The sequence below is a fragment of the Fusobacterium sp. DD2 genome, assembly GCF_018205345.1.
In the GTDB taxonomy this organism is placed as follows: Bacteria; Fusobacteriota; Fusobacteriia; order Fusobacteriales; family Fusobacteriaceae; genus Fusobacterium_A.
This window is the reverse complement of sequence record NZ_JADRHM010000006.1, coordinates 20,171-35,935: the sequence shown is the minus strand read 5'-3', so window position 1 is coordinate 35,935 and position 15,765 is coordinate 20,171. Positions and strand designations below refer to the sequence as shown.

The following is a 15,765-nucleotide window of genomic DNA, read 5'->3' as shown; positions in this document are numbered from 1 at the left end:
AATGAAAAAAGTAGAATTATTAGCTCCAGTTGGAAACATGGAGAAATTTAAAATGGCTCTTCATTATGGAGCAGATGCAGTATTCTTAGGAGGAAAGATGTTCAACCTTAGAGCAGGAAGCAACAATCTTTCTGATGAAGAATTAGAATATGCAGTAAATTATGCACATGAAAGAGGAAAAAAAGTATATGTTACATTAAATGTAATTCCTCACAACAATGAACTTGATTTATTGCCTGATTATGTAAAATTTTTAGAAAAAATTGGAGTAGATGGTGTTATAGTTGCTGACCTTGGAGTATTCCAAATAGTAAAAGAAAATACAAATCTTTCTATAAGTGTTAGTACACAGGCAAGTAACACTAACTGGCGTTCAGTAAAAATGTGGAAAGATCTTGGAGCAAGAAGAGTAGTTCTTGCTAGAGAACTTACACTTGAAGATATCGCTGAAATAAGAGCTAAAGTACCAGATATTGAATTGGAAGTATTTGTACATGGTGCTATGTGTATGTCTATTTCAGGAAGATGCTTACTTAGCAACTATATGACTGGAAGAGATGCTAACAGAGGAGACTGTGCTCAATCTTGCAGATGGAAATACAATATTGTAGAAGAGACAAGACCTGGAGAATATATGCCTATATTTGAAGATGACCATGGAACATATATCTTCAACTCAAAAGATCTTTGCTGTATTGAATTCTTAGATAAAATTCTTGATTTAGGTGTAGATTCTTTAAAGATTGAAGGAAGAATGAAAGGTATATACTATGTTGCAAACTGTGTAAAAGTATATAGAGATGCAATAGACAGTTATTACTCTGGAAACTATAAATATAATCCTAAATGGTTAGAAGAGCTGGAATCAGTATCTCATAGATCATACACTACTGGATTCTATATGGGAAGACCTGGAGCAGAAGGACAAAACTATAATGATAGAAACTCTTATAGTCAATCTCACCAATTGGTTGCAAAAGTTGAGAAGAAACTTTCACCAAATGAGTATATACTTGCTATTAGAAACAAGCTATTTGTTGGAGAAAAATTGGAAGTTGTAAGCCCTGGAATAAGCACAAGAGAGATTACTCTTCCACCTATGACATTGCTTAATAAAGATCTTACAAAAGAGGTAGAACAGATAGAATCAGCAAATCCAAACTCATTTGTTAAAATAAAACTTGATGAAAATCTTGAAGAGTTGGATATGCTAAGAAAAAGAATTTAATTTATAATTTATTTGTAGGGGGAAATATATGAAATTACAAATTATAGCAGGATGTTTACTACTGAGTTCAGCACTTTTAGCTGCACAGCTAGAAGTTCCAGAAGAAGTTGATAAAGAACTTACTAAAAGTGCAAGATCTATGTCTGGATCTGAAAGAAATCGTTATATCATGTGGCAAAAAAGAGCATACCTAAAACTTGAAAAAATTGGAGAAGAATCTGACCTTCCAGCTAATGAATACAGAAGAATTATGAACAGACTTCACCAGATGTATGGAAGCAATTACAGAAAACAGTTACAAGTTGTAGATGATGAAATAAATGACTATAAAGAATTGGTAAGAAGAGTAAATGAAAGTGTTGCAGCTGGAAAACCTGATGCAAGTGTAAATGAAGAGGCTAAAAGAGAACTTTCCTCTACAATAGAGAATACAAATATTGTTCCAAAAGAAGTGCTAAATCTTTATAAAGAAAGTGCTGAAGAATTGTATCCTGACAACTATGTTGCTCAGAAAAAATATATGGAATCAATTATAAAAACTTATCCAAAGCTCATAGAATGGATAAAGGAAAATAGAAGCATATTAAACTGACATTGAGCAGCCTTTATGGCTGCTTAAATTTTTAACGATATTTTAATAAAAAACAATTGACTTTTTAACATATGTAAAGTATAGTAAGTTGTTACAAAAAAATAAATTATCTTACACAAACAAAGGAGTTGATAGAAGAGAGATGAAAAAGAGACAAGTATCCCTTTCTTGTGCTTTGTTACCAGTAATATTTCTGGTTGCAATACTTTTTTATTCTGTACAGATAGCTAAACTAGAAGTACATATACCAATTTTTATTTCAGCAATATTTGCTGGTTTTGTTGCATTAGTATGTAGATATGCAACATGGGATGAATTAGAAGACGGCATAGTAGAGACGATAAAGATGTCTATGAGGGCTATTCTTATTCTAATGATAATAGGAATGGTTATCGGTAGTTGGATTTTATCAGGAATTGTTCCTTCTATGATATACTATGGTTTAAAAATTATTAACCCAATGGTCTTTTTACCAGTTGCGGTTATAATTTGTTCTATTGTTTCAATTTCAACAGGAAGTTCGTGGAGTACTGCTTCTACAGTTGGAATTGCTCTTGTGGGAATAGGTGAAGGTTTAGGACTTCCAAGACCCATGATAGCAGGTGCTATCATTTCAGGAGCATATTTTGGAGATAAACTATCCCCAATGTCTGATACGACTACTTTAGCTCCAGCAATGGCAGGGGCAACTTTATTCGATCATATAAAACATATGCTTTATTCAACAATACCATCTTATATAATAACTTTAATTGGTTTTATAATTTTAAGTATAAGGCATACAAATGGCGGAGAGGTTGATACAGCTCAGATTAATTCTATATTAGATGCTCTTTCAGGATCATTTAATATTAATCCATTTCTTCTATTGATACCTGTATTCGTCATTGGAATGGTTGTGATGAAAGTTCCAGCTATTCCAGGACTATTTGTAGGATCACTTTTAGGAGCAGCAGTAGCAGTACTATTCCAGGGAGCTACACTAAAAACTGCCCTATATTCTCTTCACTATGGTTATAGTGGAAGTACTGGCAACGCAATGGTTGATGAACTTCTAAATAGAGGTGGACTTAACTCAATGATGTGGACAGTATCTATTATTCTTTGTGCTATGACTTTTGGTGGAATAATGGAAAAATCAGGAATGCTTGGATGTATAGCTGATCAGATACTGAAATTTGCAAATACTACAGGAAAACTTATATTTGCAACAATTTTAACTCCAATTTTTATAAACTCAGTAGCTGGAGACCAGTATCTATCAATAGTTATTCCAGGAAGAATGTTTAAAGAAAGCTATGAAAAAAGAGGACTTGCACCTAAAAATCTTTCAAGAGCATTGGAAGATTCAGGAACCATGTCATCTCCACTTATTCCATGGAACACATGCGGAGCTTTCATGATGGGGGCCTTAGGAGTGGGACCGTGGGTATATGTGCCTTACTGTCTATTCAATCTTACATCTCCTCTAATTTCACTATTTTACGGCTTCACAGGAATAACTATAGAGAAGTTAAATCCTGAAGGAAATAAAGATAACAGCAATAATAATTAATATAAACGCAAAAAGCTGCCAGATAATTTTCTGACAGCTTTTTATTATATATATTTATGAAAACAGACCGGTATAACCGGCCCGTTTTCAATAGAAGTTTATTTTATGTTCACGAACTAGTCGTCCCAAGCTTCTGTATTCACAATAGTAGGAGTATCTTTTACATGGAATACAGGGTTCTTTCCTTCTTTTCTCTGTCTTATATAGTCTTTTATAACAAGGAAGGCTTTAGGCGACAATATTGCAATAGTTACAATATTCATAATTGCCATTGTACCCATGCTTAAGTCTGCAACATCCCATACGTCTGATAATTCAGCAACACAACCGATATAAACAGTTATAACGCATAGAATTCTAAATATAGCCATGTATATCTTATTATCTCCAAGAAGGAATGATAAGTTTGTTTCACCGTAATAGTAGTTACCAATTAGTGAACTGAATGCAAATAGGAAAATACATACTGTGATAAATGGATTTCCCCACATTCCAACTTCATGTGATAGAGCTATTTGAGTTAATTTTATTCCTGTTTCACCTGCATTAGCATAGTTAGGTAGTAATAAAACTATAAATCCAGTAGCACTACATATTAATATAGTATCAACGAATACACCAAATGCTTGCATTAAACCTTGTTTTACTGGGTGAGAAACATTTGAAGTAGCAGCTGCGTTTGGAGCAGATCCCATACCAGCTTCGTTTGAATATAGTCCTCTTTTTACCCCTTGAAGCATTGCAACACCCATTGCTCCACCTAATACAGCGTCCATACCAAAAGCGCTCTTAACAATTAAAACTATTAGAGCTGGTATATGAGTGATATTCATAGCAAGAACTAATATTGCAACAACAACATATCCAATTGCCATTACTGGAACTATAAGTGATGAGAAATGAGCTATTCTCTTTAATCCACCAAATATTACAAGACCAGTTAATATAGCTATTATTATTCCACCTATTGAACTATCAAGGTTGAATGTTCCTTCAAGAGCCTGAGCTATTGTATTAGCTTGAACAGTATTAAATGCAAATGCGAAAGTGAATACAACTATGAATGAGAATATTTTACCCATTGTTGTCCAACCTAAAGCTTTTGACATATAATATGCTGGACCACCTTTAAATGATCCATCTGGTTCTTTTTCTTTATAAACTTGAGCCAAAGTATTTTCTATCAAACTTGTTGCACAACCTATCAGAGCTGTAATCCACATCCAAAACAGTGCTCCAGGTCCTCCAAGAACAACTGCAATAGCAACTCCTGCAAGGTTACCAGTTCCAACGTGCGATGAAATACTGATACAGAATGCCTGGAAAGCTGAAACCTGATTTCCAGTAGCTGTCTGTCCATCTCTCATAGCTGGAGCCTTACCTAAAATAAGTTTAATAGTATTACCAAATAATCTGAACTGAGCGAAACCACTTCTTACTGTGTAGTAAATTCCTGATGCTAGTAACAATCCAATTAGTACATATGACCATAGGAAGCCATTTAACGTATTAATAAACTGCATAATTTTCCCCCTTCTGTTCCCTGGTTTTATTGTTTAAAATAAAAAGCCAGCAAAACAACTGATGTATTTGAGTATGTTTTGTATTGACTTTATATCTTATTACTAATAATAGTACTGCTTTTCTAATACAATGTCAAATAAATATCGCTATTTTAAGCGGTTTCTTCATTCATATTTTGTATACTTCTATATATACTATATATATTTAACTATACTGAAATATATAAAAATAATATAAAAACAATTCATATATTAATTTAATTAAAAATATAAAAAGAATCAATCTAGAAAAACATATCCAAGATTGATTCTCTCTTAAAGATTACTATATCTATCCTATTTTTCTTAATAATTCCTCAACAATATCATCAGCTTTAAACCCTTTAAAGAACTCTCTGCTTACATTTTCAAATCCTATATTTTCATATTTTTCTGGTTTTCCAACATATTTATTTATAAGATTGTAATCAGCATCTAATATTGCTAAAGTAGGAATTACATAATCATCCTCTTCTATTCCAAGTTTATCTGCTAAAAACATTATTCCTCTTCCCTGAGTAATTATTCCCAATCTTATCTTTTCATTTATCTGAGAAATTCTTGCAAGAACAGGAACTGTAGCTCTTACATATGGACACCATGATTCAGCACTCAATAACAGATTTACTCTCTTATCAATAGCTTTTAAAGCTTTTATATGTTCCTCACTCAGTTCAAGATTTTTAGTAATCTCTCTTATTTTAGCAACTTCACTTTCACTTCCAATACTTAAAAAAGTCCCATAGCTCATTCCAGTTTCAAATAACTCTTTGAATTCCATATTTCCCTCCTAATATCTTACTTTTTTTAATACAGCTTTGATAGCCTCTTCAACATTTTTAAATGTTAAAAGTTCCTCTTTAGAAACTAAAGAATCTATCTCTTTTTTGCTATATCCAAGGCTTTCAAGTGCATCATAAAGCTCATCTTCTATAGCAAGTGTATTTATTATATCATTATCCTGATCAAATAATCCACCTAATTTTTTAACTTTTCCTTTTAAGTCCAGTATAACTTGGTGAGCCTTCTTTTCTCCTAGCTTTGGCACTCTTTTTAAAGTCTTATAGTCCTCATTTACAATAAGCGTAGACAGTGTATCTACATCAAAAGTAGACATTACAGAGAGTGCAAGGGACATACCAATCCCTTTTACTCCTAAGAGAAGTTCAAATGCCTTTCTTTCTCTTTCATGTAAAAATCCAATAAGCTTATATGTATCCTCTCTTATATAGTTATAGATAAAGAATTTTACTGTATCTCCAGTTTTTACTTCATCATAAACTCTTAAAGATATATTTATTCTGTATCCTATTCCATTTACATCTAAAGCTACATAATCTCCTTTTTTGTACTCAATCTTTCCTTTTAAATATTCAAACATTATTTACTCCTCTTTTCATTCTCTTTTAGTATTTTTCCTATATATTTTCCTGTATAGCTATTCTTTAATTTTGCAATCTCTTCAGGAGTACCGCATCCAACAATAGTTCCTCCTCTATCTCCTCCATCAGGACCTATATCTATAATGTGATCTGCAGTCTTTATTACATCTAAATTGTGCTCTATAATAACTACTGTATTTCCCTTATCCACAAGTCTATTTAACACCTCTAAAAGCTTTCTTATGTCCTCAAAATGAAGACCTGTAGTAGGTTCATCAAGTATATATATTGTCTTTCCTTTAGTCATCTTAGAAAGCTCTGTTGCAAGTTTTATCCTCTGAGCCTCTCCTCCTGAAAGTGTAGTTGCTGGTTGACCAAGTTTTATATAATCAAGTCCTACATCTACCAAAACCTTAAGTTTTCTCTCAAGAGATGGTATATTTTTAAAGAAATCATAAGCCTCTCTTACACTCATATTCAAGACATCTGATATATTTTTACCCTTATAATATACTCCTAAAGTCTCTTTATTATATCTTTTTCCCTTACATACTTCACACTCTACATAGACGTCTGGAAGGAAGTTCATCTCTATTTTAATTATTCCAGCACCTTGACATGCCTCACATCTACCACCTTTTACATTAAATGAGAATCTTCCTTTATTATAACCATGCATCTTTGCATCTTTAGTCTCTGCAAATAGAGTTCTTATATCATCAAATAACTTTGTATATGTAGCTGGGTTAGATCTAGGAGTTCTACCAATAGGACTCTGGTCTATATTTATTACCTTTTCAAGCTTTTCAATTCCTATAATCTCTTTGTATTCTAAAGGATACAGTTTTCCCTTATTAAGTTTGTTAAAAAGTGCCGGATAAAGAGTATGGTTGATAAGTGTTGATTTGCCACTTCCACTTACTCCAGTAACAACAGTCATAACTCCTAACGGTATCTCTACACCTATATTTTTAAGATTGTTTCCCTTAGCACCACATATTTTTATAGTCTCTTTCCATTTTCTCCTATTTTCAGGAATCTCAATTTTCAGCTTTCCTTTTAAGTACTGCCCAGTAAGAGAGTTTTTATTTTTCATTATCTCCTGAGGAGTACCATAAGCTACAATCTCTCCTCCAAACTCTCCTGCACCAGGTCCCAAATCAATTATCTCATCAGCCTGTTTCATAGTATCTTCATCATGTTCTACTACAATAAGAGTATTTCCCAGGTCTTTCAATCTTCCAAGTGTAGCAAGAAGTTTGTCATTATCCTTTTGATGAAGTCCAATACTTGGTTCATCAAGTACATATAATACCCCTGTAAGCCCTGATCCTATCTGAGTTGCAAGTCTTATACGCTGTGATTCTCCTCCAGAAAGAGTCTTAGTCTCACGTCCTAAACTCAGATAGTCAAGTCCTACATTGATCATAAATGTAAGTCTTTCTCTTATCTCTTTTAAAATCTCTTTTGCAATATGTTCCTGTTTTGGAGTAAGTGTCAAAGCATTAAAAAATGCCAATGCATCCTTTATGCTCATATCACATATCTCCATAATATTTTTATCTCCCACAGTTACTGCAAGGACCTCTTTTCTAAGTCTTTTTCCACCACAGACTTTACATATCCTTTCAATCATATACTTATTTTCAATCTCTTCTTTTTGAGCATCAGAAAAAGTCTCATAGTACCTTCTTTCAAGGTTTTTTACAGCTCCTTCATACTCTTTATAACCATGAAATTTAAAATCACTTCCTGTATAGTCAAATCTGAATTTTCCAGGAGCTCCATAGAAAATAATATCCATCTCTTTTTTACTCAAATCTTTCACAGGTTTATCCAGGTCTATTTTAAATACTCCAGCCATAGCCTTAAATATCTCCCAGCTATACCCTTTCCTTGTAGAAGCACCTGGTATATACATTCCACCATCATTAATTGAAAGCTCCTCATCCAGTATCAATTTATTTTCATCAACTTCAAGTTTTTTACCTATCCCATTACATTCTGGACATGCACCAAATGGAGCATTAAAAGAGAATAAACGTGGTGTAAGTTCTGGAATACTTACCTCTTCGTGGTCTGGACAGGCATAGTTTTCATTAAAATGATAGTCTTTACCATTTATATTTATGATAATCTTTCCACTTGAAAGTTCAGAACAGTTTTCAACTGCCTGAGTAAATCTGCTTGCAAATTCACTGTCATCCTTTTTTAACACAAGTCTATCAATTACCACTTCTATATTATGCTTTTTATTTTTATCAAGATCTATCTCATCTTCAAGATATAATATCTCTCCATTTACTCTTGCTCTTACATAACCTTTTTTTAGAAGATTTAAAAAGAGATTCTTATGTGTCCCTTTTTTATCCTTAGCAACTGGAGATAGAATCATCATTTTATCCCCGTCATTAAATCTTTCAAGGACTCCATCTGCTATCTCTTCAATACTTTGTTTTTCAACTTTTTTACCACACACAGGACAGTGTGCTGTTCCAATATGAGCAAATAAAAGCCTCATATAATCATATACCTCAGTGATAGTTCCAACAGTTGAACGTGGGTTTCTATTTGTTGTCTTCTGCTCTATAGAAATAGCTGGTGAAAGCCCCTCTATACTATCTACATCAGGTTTTGTCATCTGACCGATAAACTGTCTTGCATATGCAGACAAGCTCTCTACATACCTTCTCTGACCCTCAGAATAGATTGTATCAAAAGCAAGAGAAGACTTTCCACTTCCACTTACTCCTGTTATAACTACAAACTTATTCTTAGGTATTTCAATATCTATATTCTTTAGATTGTGCTCTCTGGCACCTTTTATTACTATTTTTTCTAACATCAGTATTACACCTCTTTAATTATAAACCTCTCCTTACATATTATACACTATTTTAGACAATATTAAAAAAAAATGTCAAGTACCCTAGTACCTGACATCTTTATATTAATCATTTAATTTTAATACTGATACGAATGCCTCTTGAGGAATTTCAACATTTCCTACACTCTTCATTCTTTTCTTACCTTCTTTTTGTTTTTCAAGAAGTTTTTTCTTTCTTGTAATGTCTCCACCATAACATTTTGCAATAACGTTCTTTCTGTAGGCTTTAATTGTTTCTCTTGCTATTATTTTAGCTCCAAGAGCCGCTTGAATAGGTATTTCAAATTGCTGTCTTGGGATAACCTCTTTTAATTTTTCACAGATAGCTCTTCCTCTTGAGTATGCTCCATCTTTATGTGCAATAAATGAGAAAGCATCCACTGGTTTTCCAGAAACTAAAATATCAACTTTAACAAGATCTGATTCTCTATATCCTATCATTTCATATTCAAGTGATGCATATCCCTTTGTTCTTGATTTCAATTTATCATAGAAATCTATAACTATTTCAGCAAGTGGAAGTTCATATGTAAGCAGAGATCTATTATCATCAATATAATCCATTCCTACAAATGTTCCTCTTTTTTCCTGACAAAGTTCCATTACATTTCCTACGAAATCTTTAGGTGCTATTATTTTAGCACTGATAAATGGTTCCTCTACAGACATTCTTCCTCTACCTTGCTCAGGGAATTCACATGGGTTGTCTATAACTTTTACAGTTCCATTGTCCATGTTAACTTTGTATTCAACTGATGGGGTAGTAGAAATAAGGTCAATATTATACTCTCTTCTAAGTCTTTCAACTATAATTTCCATATGAAGAAGTCCTAAGAATCCACATCTGAATCCAAATCCTAATGCAAGAGATGTTTCAGGTGTAAATGTAAGTGATGCGTCATTTAATTGAAGTTTTTCAAGTGCATCTCTTAAGTCTTCATAATCATCTGTAAATAATGGATATACCCCAGCAAATACCATTGATTGAGCTGGTTTAAATCCTGCTAATGGGAATACACAAGGATTATCAGTATGAGTAACAGTATCTCCTACTCTTGTGTCATGAATTGTTTTAACCCCTGTAATGATATATCCAACTGATCCAGTACCTAATTCATCTTTAGGTTTCATATCAGGTGAGAATACTCCAACTTCCAATACTTCAAAGTCTTTTTCAGTCGACCAGATTCTGATTTTATCTCCTTTTTTAATACTTCCATCTAACACTTTTACATATGTTATTACCCCTCTATAATCATCAAATATAGAGTCAAAAATAAGAGCTTTTAAAGGAGCTTCTTCATCGTAACTTGGTGCTGGAACTTTCTTTACTATCTCTTCAAGAAGATCCTCAATTCCAATTCCTGTCTTTCCAGAACATAATACTGCATCATCTGCAGGCAGTCCAATTACATCTTCAATTTCATGTTTTACTTTTTCAGGATCTGCTGCTGGAAGATCTATTTTATTTATTACTGGGATAATTTCAAGGTCATTATCAATTGCAAGATATACATTTGCAAGTGTCTGTGCCTCTACTCCCTGTGCAGCGTCCACTACTAGAAGTGCCCCTTCACATGCTGCAAGGGATCTTGATACTTCATATATAAAGTCAACGTGTCCTGGAGTATCAATAAGATTTAATTCATATTCTATTCCATCTTTTGCTTTATAATAAAGTGTAACTGCATGAGCCTTTATAGTTATTCCTTTTTCTCTCTCCAAATCCATGGAATCCAATAATTGCTCCTTCATCTCTCTTTGTGAGACTGTACCTGTAAATTCCAACAATCTATCTGCTATAGTAGATTTTCCATGGTCTATATGAGCAATAATAGAGAAGTTTCTTTTATGCTTTTGTAACATGTTTCCCTCCCGTTTACAAATTTATATTCACATAATATTATAAGAGATATTACAGAAAAAATCAACTATAAAGAGAATAGTGGCACTAATTTCTTAAATGCTGTATTGCTGGTGTTTGAATGATATAATAATATGTAAATGTTAGCTACATGTTAGCTACAATAAATTTCAAGTAAAAAAAGAGGACTATTTCATTAAGTTATTATAAAAAATTGAACATAATGATTTAATAAAATATTTCTTATTACATGTGTTTTTTTCTATAAAACTAAGAAATATCAAAATTGATATTTTAGTATAAAAGGGAGTTTTTATGCTCCCTTTTTAGGTATATAATTATATGGGTATGCCTTATAAAATGTGTTAAATAGCTTTTTACGAGGTCGTTTTTTACTTGATAGCACTTCTTTATTTATGATATAATTCAAATAAAAACTTGGAGGCATAAAATATGAAAATGGATAAATTTGTTTTTTGGTGCAATATTGCAGGTATAGGTATCCCTTATCTTTTTATTTTTTTAGCATTCTTGACTAAAGAACCTATTTTTATAACTGGAAAACTTTTCACTGTTGAATATATGAAAATACCCACAATGATTTCTTCAGCCATGATATTAATATACTTTTTAAGAGATAATGATTATAAATTATTATATTTTTTATTAAATTTTATGTGTGTAAGATTTACTATGCTGATATTGAATGACATTCTAAATATTGTCATTCAAGCATCTCCAATGATAACACAAGTGATTAGGTTTTTTATATTTATAATTACCATGCCATTATTTAGTGCTTATGTATACCAATTTTTCAAAGAAAAAAGTTATAAAAAATACAAATCATTATAAAGGAGAGTGATTGTTATTCACTCTCCTTCATGCTTATTTTTTAAAAATTTGCCCTTAATTCCTTTAAAAACTCTATATATCCATCTGTATTATCTGGGTATCCTTTTCTAGCTATTTTTTTCTTTAAAGCTATATTATTCTTTATGTTTCTGACATAATTATCAAATAATGGTAACTCTTCATTCTTTAAAAATGATTTCAAAGTAGCTTTTTTATTTTTAGCTTCTGTCATCTCTTCCAGTGCCACAAGTAAATAGTGTGGGTCTTCTACCTGTTTAAAACTCATTACATAGTTAAACAAATCTCTTATTTCAGGATCTAATCTTTTTAATTGTGTTTTATAGTCTAGTCCAAAATCAATAAGCTGTTGTTCTCGCTCTTCAACTGTATCTTGAGACAAAGCAAAATTTATATGGTCTTGTCTTACTCCTTGTTCTGCTATTTCCATTAGCCCACTGGCTGTTGCAACTGCAATATCTTTATTGACTTTCTCATCGTCAAAATTAGTAACTTCATAGGCCTTATCTGGGTTTTTCTTGAAAAAAGATGTCCAATCTGATATTGATTGATAACTTTCTTTTACTAGCTTTTCAATTGGCAATTCTCCATCTTTTTGCTCGTGAAGGGCATTTAATCTATTATGTTTTTTCCATTGAAATTGAGCCTCTTCACTCCAAGTATTTATTTTTGTTGGTATAGTTCTACCGAATTTAATATTATCTATCCCACGTGATATATTACTTGGTGCTAATACATATGCAAGCCCATATAAGACTTTTTCTGATGATGTTAAATTGTCAGATGTTGCTGCATGTTGCGAAGTAATAATGTTATTCGTTATAATTGAAAAAAAAGCAGGTGCGCCACCAAACATGATATCAAATCCACTATAATCTACTAAACTATCTTTTACTCCATCACCAATTATGGGTAATATATCTCCTTCTTTTATTGCTTCGTATTTTGCTTCAACTATATCATCTGCACTTGTTCCTGATATTTTTCCGTGTAGCCATGATATTGATTGGGTACTTAACCAAAATCCTATCGACATCTTAGAAAGATTAACGAAATTATTCTTTCCCCCTTTAAAATTAGCATTTCTTAATATATTTCTAGGGTTAGATAATCTACTTCTTAAAATATCATTAGCATCATAATAAGTGCTGACATTATTCCAAGCCCTACTAAAAGCCCCCATAGAGTATCTTCTAAATAGCAGATTGCTTTCAAGCCATAAATTAATTAGAGGATTTTTTGCATCAATAGAAACAAATCTTTTATCATAAGGCTCAAATTCTCTTCCCATTATATCGGTGAACTGTTCAAATATTGATTTTAGCTTTCCACCAGTTATTATATCTGAGTTCATAATAAACTCATTAAAGGCATCATAGCTTTTAAAACTTTTTATTTGATTTTGTATATTTTGTAATGCCAGTTCATCTATACCGCTATTTTTTAGTACTGTTCTCATTTCAGGGGTCATATTTTCAAATTTCATTTTAGGAAACTCATCAAACATCGCTTTTGATGTAAATCTCATAGCCATAGCTGTACGGTGGACATCCGAGATTAATTGCCCGTTACCACCAATTTCAGCAAGTTTTTCAACTCCTTTAAAAATGTTCTTGCCAGTAAACTTATATCTATTTTGAAGTATTCTTTTTAAATACATCTCTGCCTCAAATCTTTCTACTGGATTACTGATACTAGATAGACCTTCTTTTATTGCTTTATTTGAGTTTTTAGCAAGTTCATAATGTAATTTAGCCATTTCATAGTTACCCTTTAAAAAACTATATTTACTATCAAAGCCTAATCTTATCGCCCCTGAATTAGCAAGAGCAGTATTTGGACTAGCTTCTCTTAAGTGCCTCAATCCAAATAATAACTTCCAAGCCGACCGGTCCTTCATGAACTTAATCATCTTTCCATCAAGTTTTAAGTCTTCAAATTTCTTTGGTGTGATATCTCTATAACTTGATAAACTTCTTAAATTGTCAAGTTCTCCAAAGAAAGAACTAGCCATGCTTTTATTTAGTGTAAAATCAAGCCATCTGATATCATCAGTTGCATCTCCGTTAGTTTTATAAGCAGTAGTAAAATTTTCAAACTTTTCCATAACTTTATTATATCCACTTCTCTCATCTACAACAGTTGAAAAAATTCTTTCAAGTATTTCTTTAGGGTCGCTTTCATGTCCTTTAAATAAGTTTTCAAATTTTCCTAACATCTCATTTTGAAAATCTTTTATAAAATCAAGCTCAGGCTGTGTCTTTTCTTTTTTGTTAAGCAATTTCAAATATTTTTCCTTATCATCCATATTTACCCATTTATAAGCTATATCAAATAAAGTATTCTCGCTTAATTTTACAGTGCTTTTTCTATTACCTTTTGATACATCTTTTGTAGTTGAGTTTATATCATAATATAATTGCTTCAATAATTGAGGAGTTTCCTCAATATTATAAGTCCCCCCTTTAGCAAGGCCTATATTTTTTGCTTCATTATCAGTCAGTTTTACTTTATGCCCTATATTAGCTAATTGCGTTTTTATAAATTCACTTGTACTGATTGGGTCGTCCAAAACATTTCTTATCCCTCCCATTAAGTGCTGCTTATTATATACAGTTTCAAGAAAAAAACCATCTTGTTTACCTGTATAATCAATACCACTTTTAAGACTGATATATTCGTTAATGTACTTTCTTAGTATATCTTGTAAAGGCTTATATTTTTCATTTTGTGATTTACCTTGTATTACTCGTACAAATTCATCAGGCTGTATATCTTTTATTGTATTGCTTATAATATCAGTTAGCGGTGTAATTTCATTGTACGGCTTATTATAAACATACTTAGATAAATCCTCGGCTATCTCTCCTAATGCCTGGTCTTTTCCAAGTTCAACTTCTGTATATATAGGTTTTAAAATTCTAACTATATTTGCTTTTACAAGTGCATCTCCCTCAGTGCTTTTTACTCCATCACTGTATTTATACTGATATTTACCCCCTTTATTCATTTGGTCATCAGTTAGTGTATTGGACAACTTTCTTAATCCTGGGATTACTCCATCATCAATTGTTTTTTCTATGTCCACACTTAAATTCTTACCTTTGGGTATTGATAAAGTTTGGCCATTGTCTTGTCTTATTTGTATATCTGCTAGTATTTGATGATCTATCACCCTGTTTTCATGTTCATTAACTTTTGCTAATTTATCAAGGGAAGGCAAATCCTCTTGTGGTAGTTCAGTTTTTATTGGCATTACCCCTTTTTGGGATATAGGTATATCCTCGTATAAAGGCTTAGCAATATCTTTGGCTTCAAATTTAGATGTTACCCCAGCTAGTGCAATACCAGTTCCTATATTGATTGCATCGTTTGTATCAAAATCACTTAGTTGTCTCCCCATTATTGAGGTCTCTTCATAGATATAATCTAATGTATTTTGAATAGCATTCATTGCAAATCCTTGTGTCATTATATTCATTCCCATTTGAAGTGGGTCAACTGTTTGTTCAGCAAATCCACTGGCTATCTTAACAACACTTCCTTTTATTGGGTTTTGCTCTGCATATCTATCCAGTTCATCTCTTCTATCTCTTATATTAGTTACAAGTGTTCTTTTTATATCATCATTTTCATTAAGGTATTTTGTAACTTCTCCGCTTTTCATATCCTTGTCTAGATATTCACTGGGCATTAAAATAAGGCCAGTTGCTAAACTCCCTATATCATCAATTTTAGAAGCGAACATGTCCGCCCCATTTAAAATTGAATTCCCTAATTGTCCTAGTGCTGTTAATTGTTTATCTTTATCTTCATTCATAT

At 32.1% G+C, this 15,765-nt stretch carries 10 protein-coding genes; 4 read left to right on the top strand and 6 right to left on the bottom strand.

Annotation, left to right across the window (positions count from 1 at the left end; genetic code table 11):
* Position 1: 1 nt before the first annotated feature.
* The 3 genes from IX290_RS01830 (at position 2) to nhaC (ending at position 3,375) form a co-directional block, all read left to right on the top strand.
* Positions 2-1,228 carry a U32 family peptidase gene (locus tag IX290_RS01830; protein ID WP_211491497.1) on the top strand — a complete coding sequence of 409 codons (1,227 nt, stop codon included), beginning with the start codon at positions 2-4 and terminating at the stop codon, positions 1,226-1,228.
* Between the two features lie 28 nt (positions 1,229-1,256).
* The gene (locus tag IX290_RS01825) at positions 1,257-1,820 is read left to right on the top strand and encodes a hypothetical protein (RefSeq protein WP_211491496.1); all 564 of its coding nucleotides are present in this window, start codon (positions 1,257-1,259) and stop codon (positions 1,818-1,820) included.
* A gap of 142 nt (positions 1,821-1,962) precedes the next feature.
* A complete protein-coding gene (nhaC, locus tag IX290_RS01820) occupies positions 1,963-3,375 on the top strand; it encodes a Na+/H+ antiporter NhaC (RefSeq protein ID WP_211491495.1) in 1,413 nt (470 codons plus the stop codon).
* A 116-nt stretch (positions 3,376-3,491) separates the two neighbouring features.
* On the opposite strand, the gene IX290_RS01815 is transcribed toward nhaC, so the two are convergent.
* The 5 genes from IX290_RS01815 to lepA all read right to left on the bottom strand — a co-directional run bounded on the left by IX290_RS01815 (position 3,492) and on the right by lepA (position 11,072).
* Positions 3,492-4,898, bottom strand: a complete 1,407-nt coding sequence (locus IX290_RS01815; protein WP_211491494.1) for an alanine/glycine:cation symporter family protein — start codon at positions 4,896-4,898, stop codon at positions 3,492-3,494.
* 331 nt (positions 4,899-5,229) lie between these two features.
* Positions 5,230-5,718, bottom strand: coding sequence for a thioredoxin family protein (locus IX290_RS01810; RefSeq protein WP_211491493.1), 489 nt, complete (start codon positions 5,716-5,718; stop codon positions 5,230-5,232).
* Between the two features lie 9 nt (positions 5,719-5,727).
* Complete coding sequence (ruvA, locus tag IX290_RS01805; protein WP_211491492.1) at positions 5,728-6,318, bottom strand: Holliday junction branch migration protein RuvA; 591 nt, start codon at positions 6,316-6,318, stop codon at positions 5,728-5,730.
* Positions 6,318-9,164, bottom strand: coding sequence for an excinuclease ABC subunit UvrA (gene uvrA, locus IX290_RS01800; RefSeq protein ID WP_211491491.1), 2,847 nt, complete (start codon positions 9,162-9,164; stop codon positions 6,318-6,320). The genes ruvA and uvrA overlap by 1 nt, the downstream gene beginning before the upstream one ends.
* Before the next feature lie 105 nt (positions 9,165-9,269).
* A complete protein-coding gene (gene lepA, locus IX290_RS01795; RefSeq protein ID WP_211491490.1) occupies positions 9,270-11,072 on the bottom strand; it encodes a translation elongation factor 4 in 1,803 nt (600 codons plus the stop codon).
* Between the two features lie 451 nt (positions 11,073-11,523).
* Between lepA and IX290_RS01790 the strand changes: the two genes are divergently transcribed.
* On the top strand, positions 11,524-11,925 hold the full coding sequence (locus IX290_RS01790; RefSeq protein ID WP_211491489.1) for a hypothetical protein: 402 nt from the start codon (positions 11,524-11,526) through the stop codon (positions 11,923-11,925).
* 40 nt (positions 11,926-11,965) lie between these two features.
* Here IX290_RS01790 and IX290_RS01785 read toward each other — a convergent pair whose 3' ends face one another.
* On the bottom strand, positions 11,966-15,763 hold the full coding sequence (locus tag IX290_RS01785) for a hypothetical protein (RefSeq protein ID WP_211491488.1): 3,798 nt from the start codon (positions 15,761-15,763) through the stop codon (positions 11,966-11,968).
* Positions 15,764-15,765: the final 2 nt, after the last annotated feature.

Coding starts and splice junctions, on each gene's coding strand:
- IX290_RS01830 (WP_211491497.1), top strand. CDS start 2: ATGAAAAAAGTAGAATTATTAGCTCCAGTTGGAAACATGGAGAAATTT.
- IX290_RS01825 (WP_211491496.1), top strand. CDS start 1,257: ATGAAATTACAAATTATAGCAGGATGTTTACTACTGAGTTCAGCACTT.
- nhaC (WP_211491495.1), top strand. CDS start 1,963: ATGAAAAAGAGACAAGTATCCCTTTCTTGTGCTTTGTTACCAGTAATA.
- IX290_RS01815 (WP_211491494.1), bottom strand. CDS start 4,898: ATGCAGTTTATTAATACGTTAAATGGCTTCCTATGGTCATATGTACTA.
- IX290_RS01810 (WP_211491493.1), bottom strand. CDS start 5,718: ATGGAATTCAAAGAGTTATTTGAAACTGGAATGAGCTATGGGACTTTT.
- ruvA (WP_211491492.1), bottom strand. CDS start 6,318: ATGTTTGAATATTTAAAAGGAAAGATTGAGTACAAAAAAGGAGATTAT.
- uvrA (WP_211491491.1), bottom strand. CDS start 9,164: ATGTTAGAAAAAATAGTAATAAAAGGTGCCAGAGAGCACAATCTAAAG.
- lepA (WP_211491490.1), bottom strand. CDS start 11,072: ATGTTACAAAAGCATAAAAGAAACTTCTCTATTATTGCTCATATAGAC.
- IX290_RS01790 (WP_211491489.1), top strand. CDS start 11,524: ATGAAAATGGATAAATTTGTTTTTTGGTGCAATATTGCAGGTATAGGT.
- IX290_RS01785 (WP_211491488.1), bottom strand. CDS start 15,763: ATGAATGAAGATAAAGATAAACAATTAACAGCACTAGGACAATTAGGG.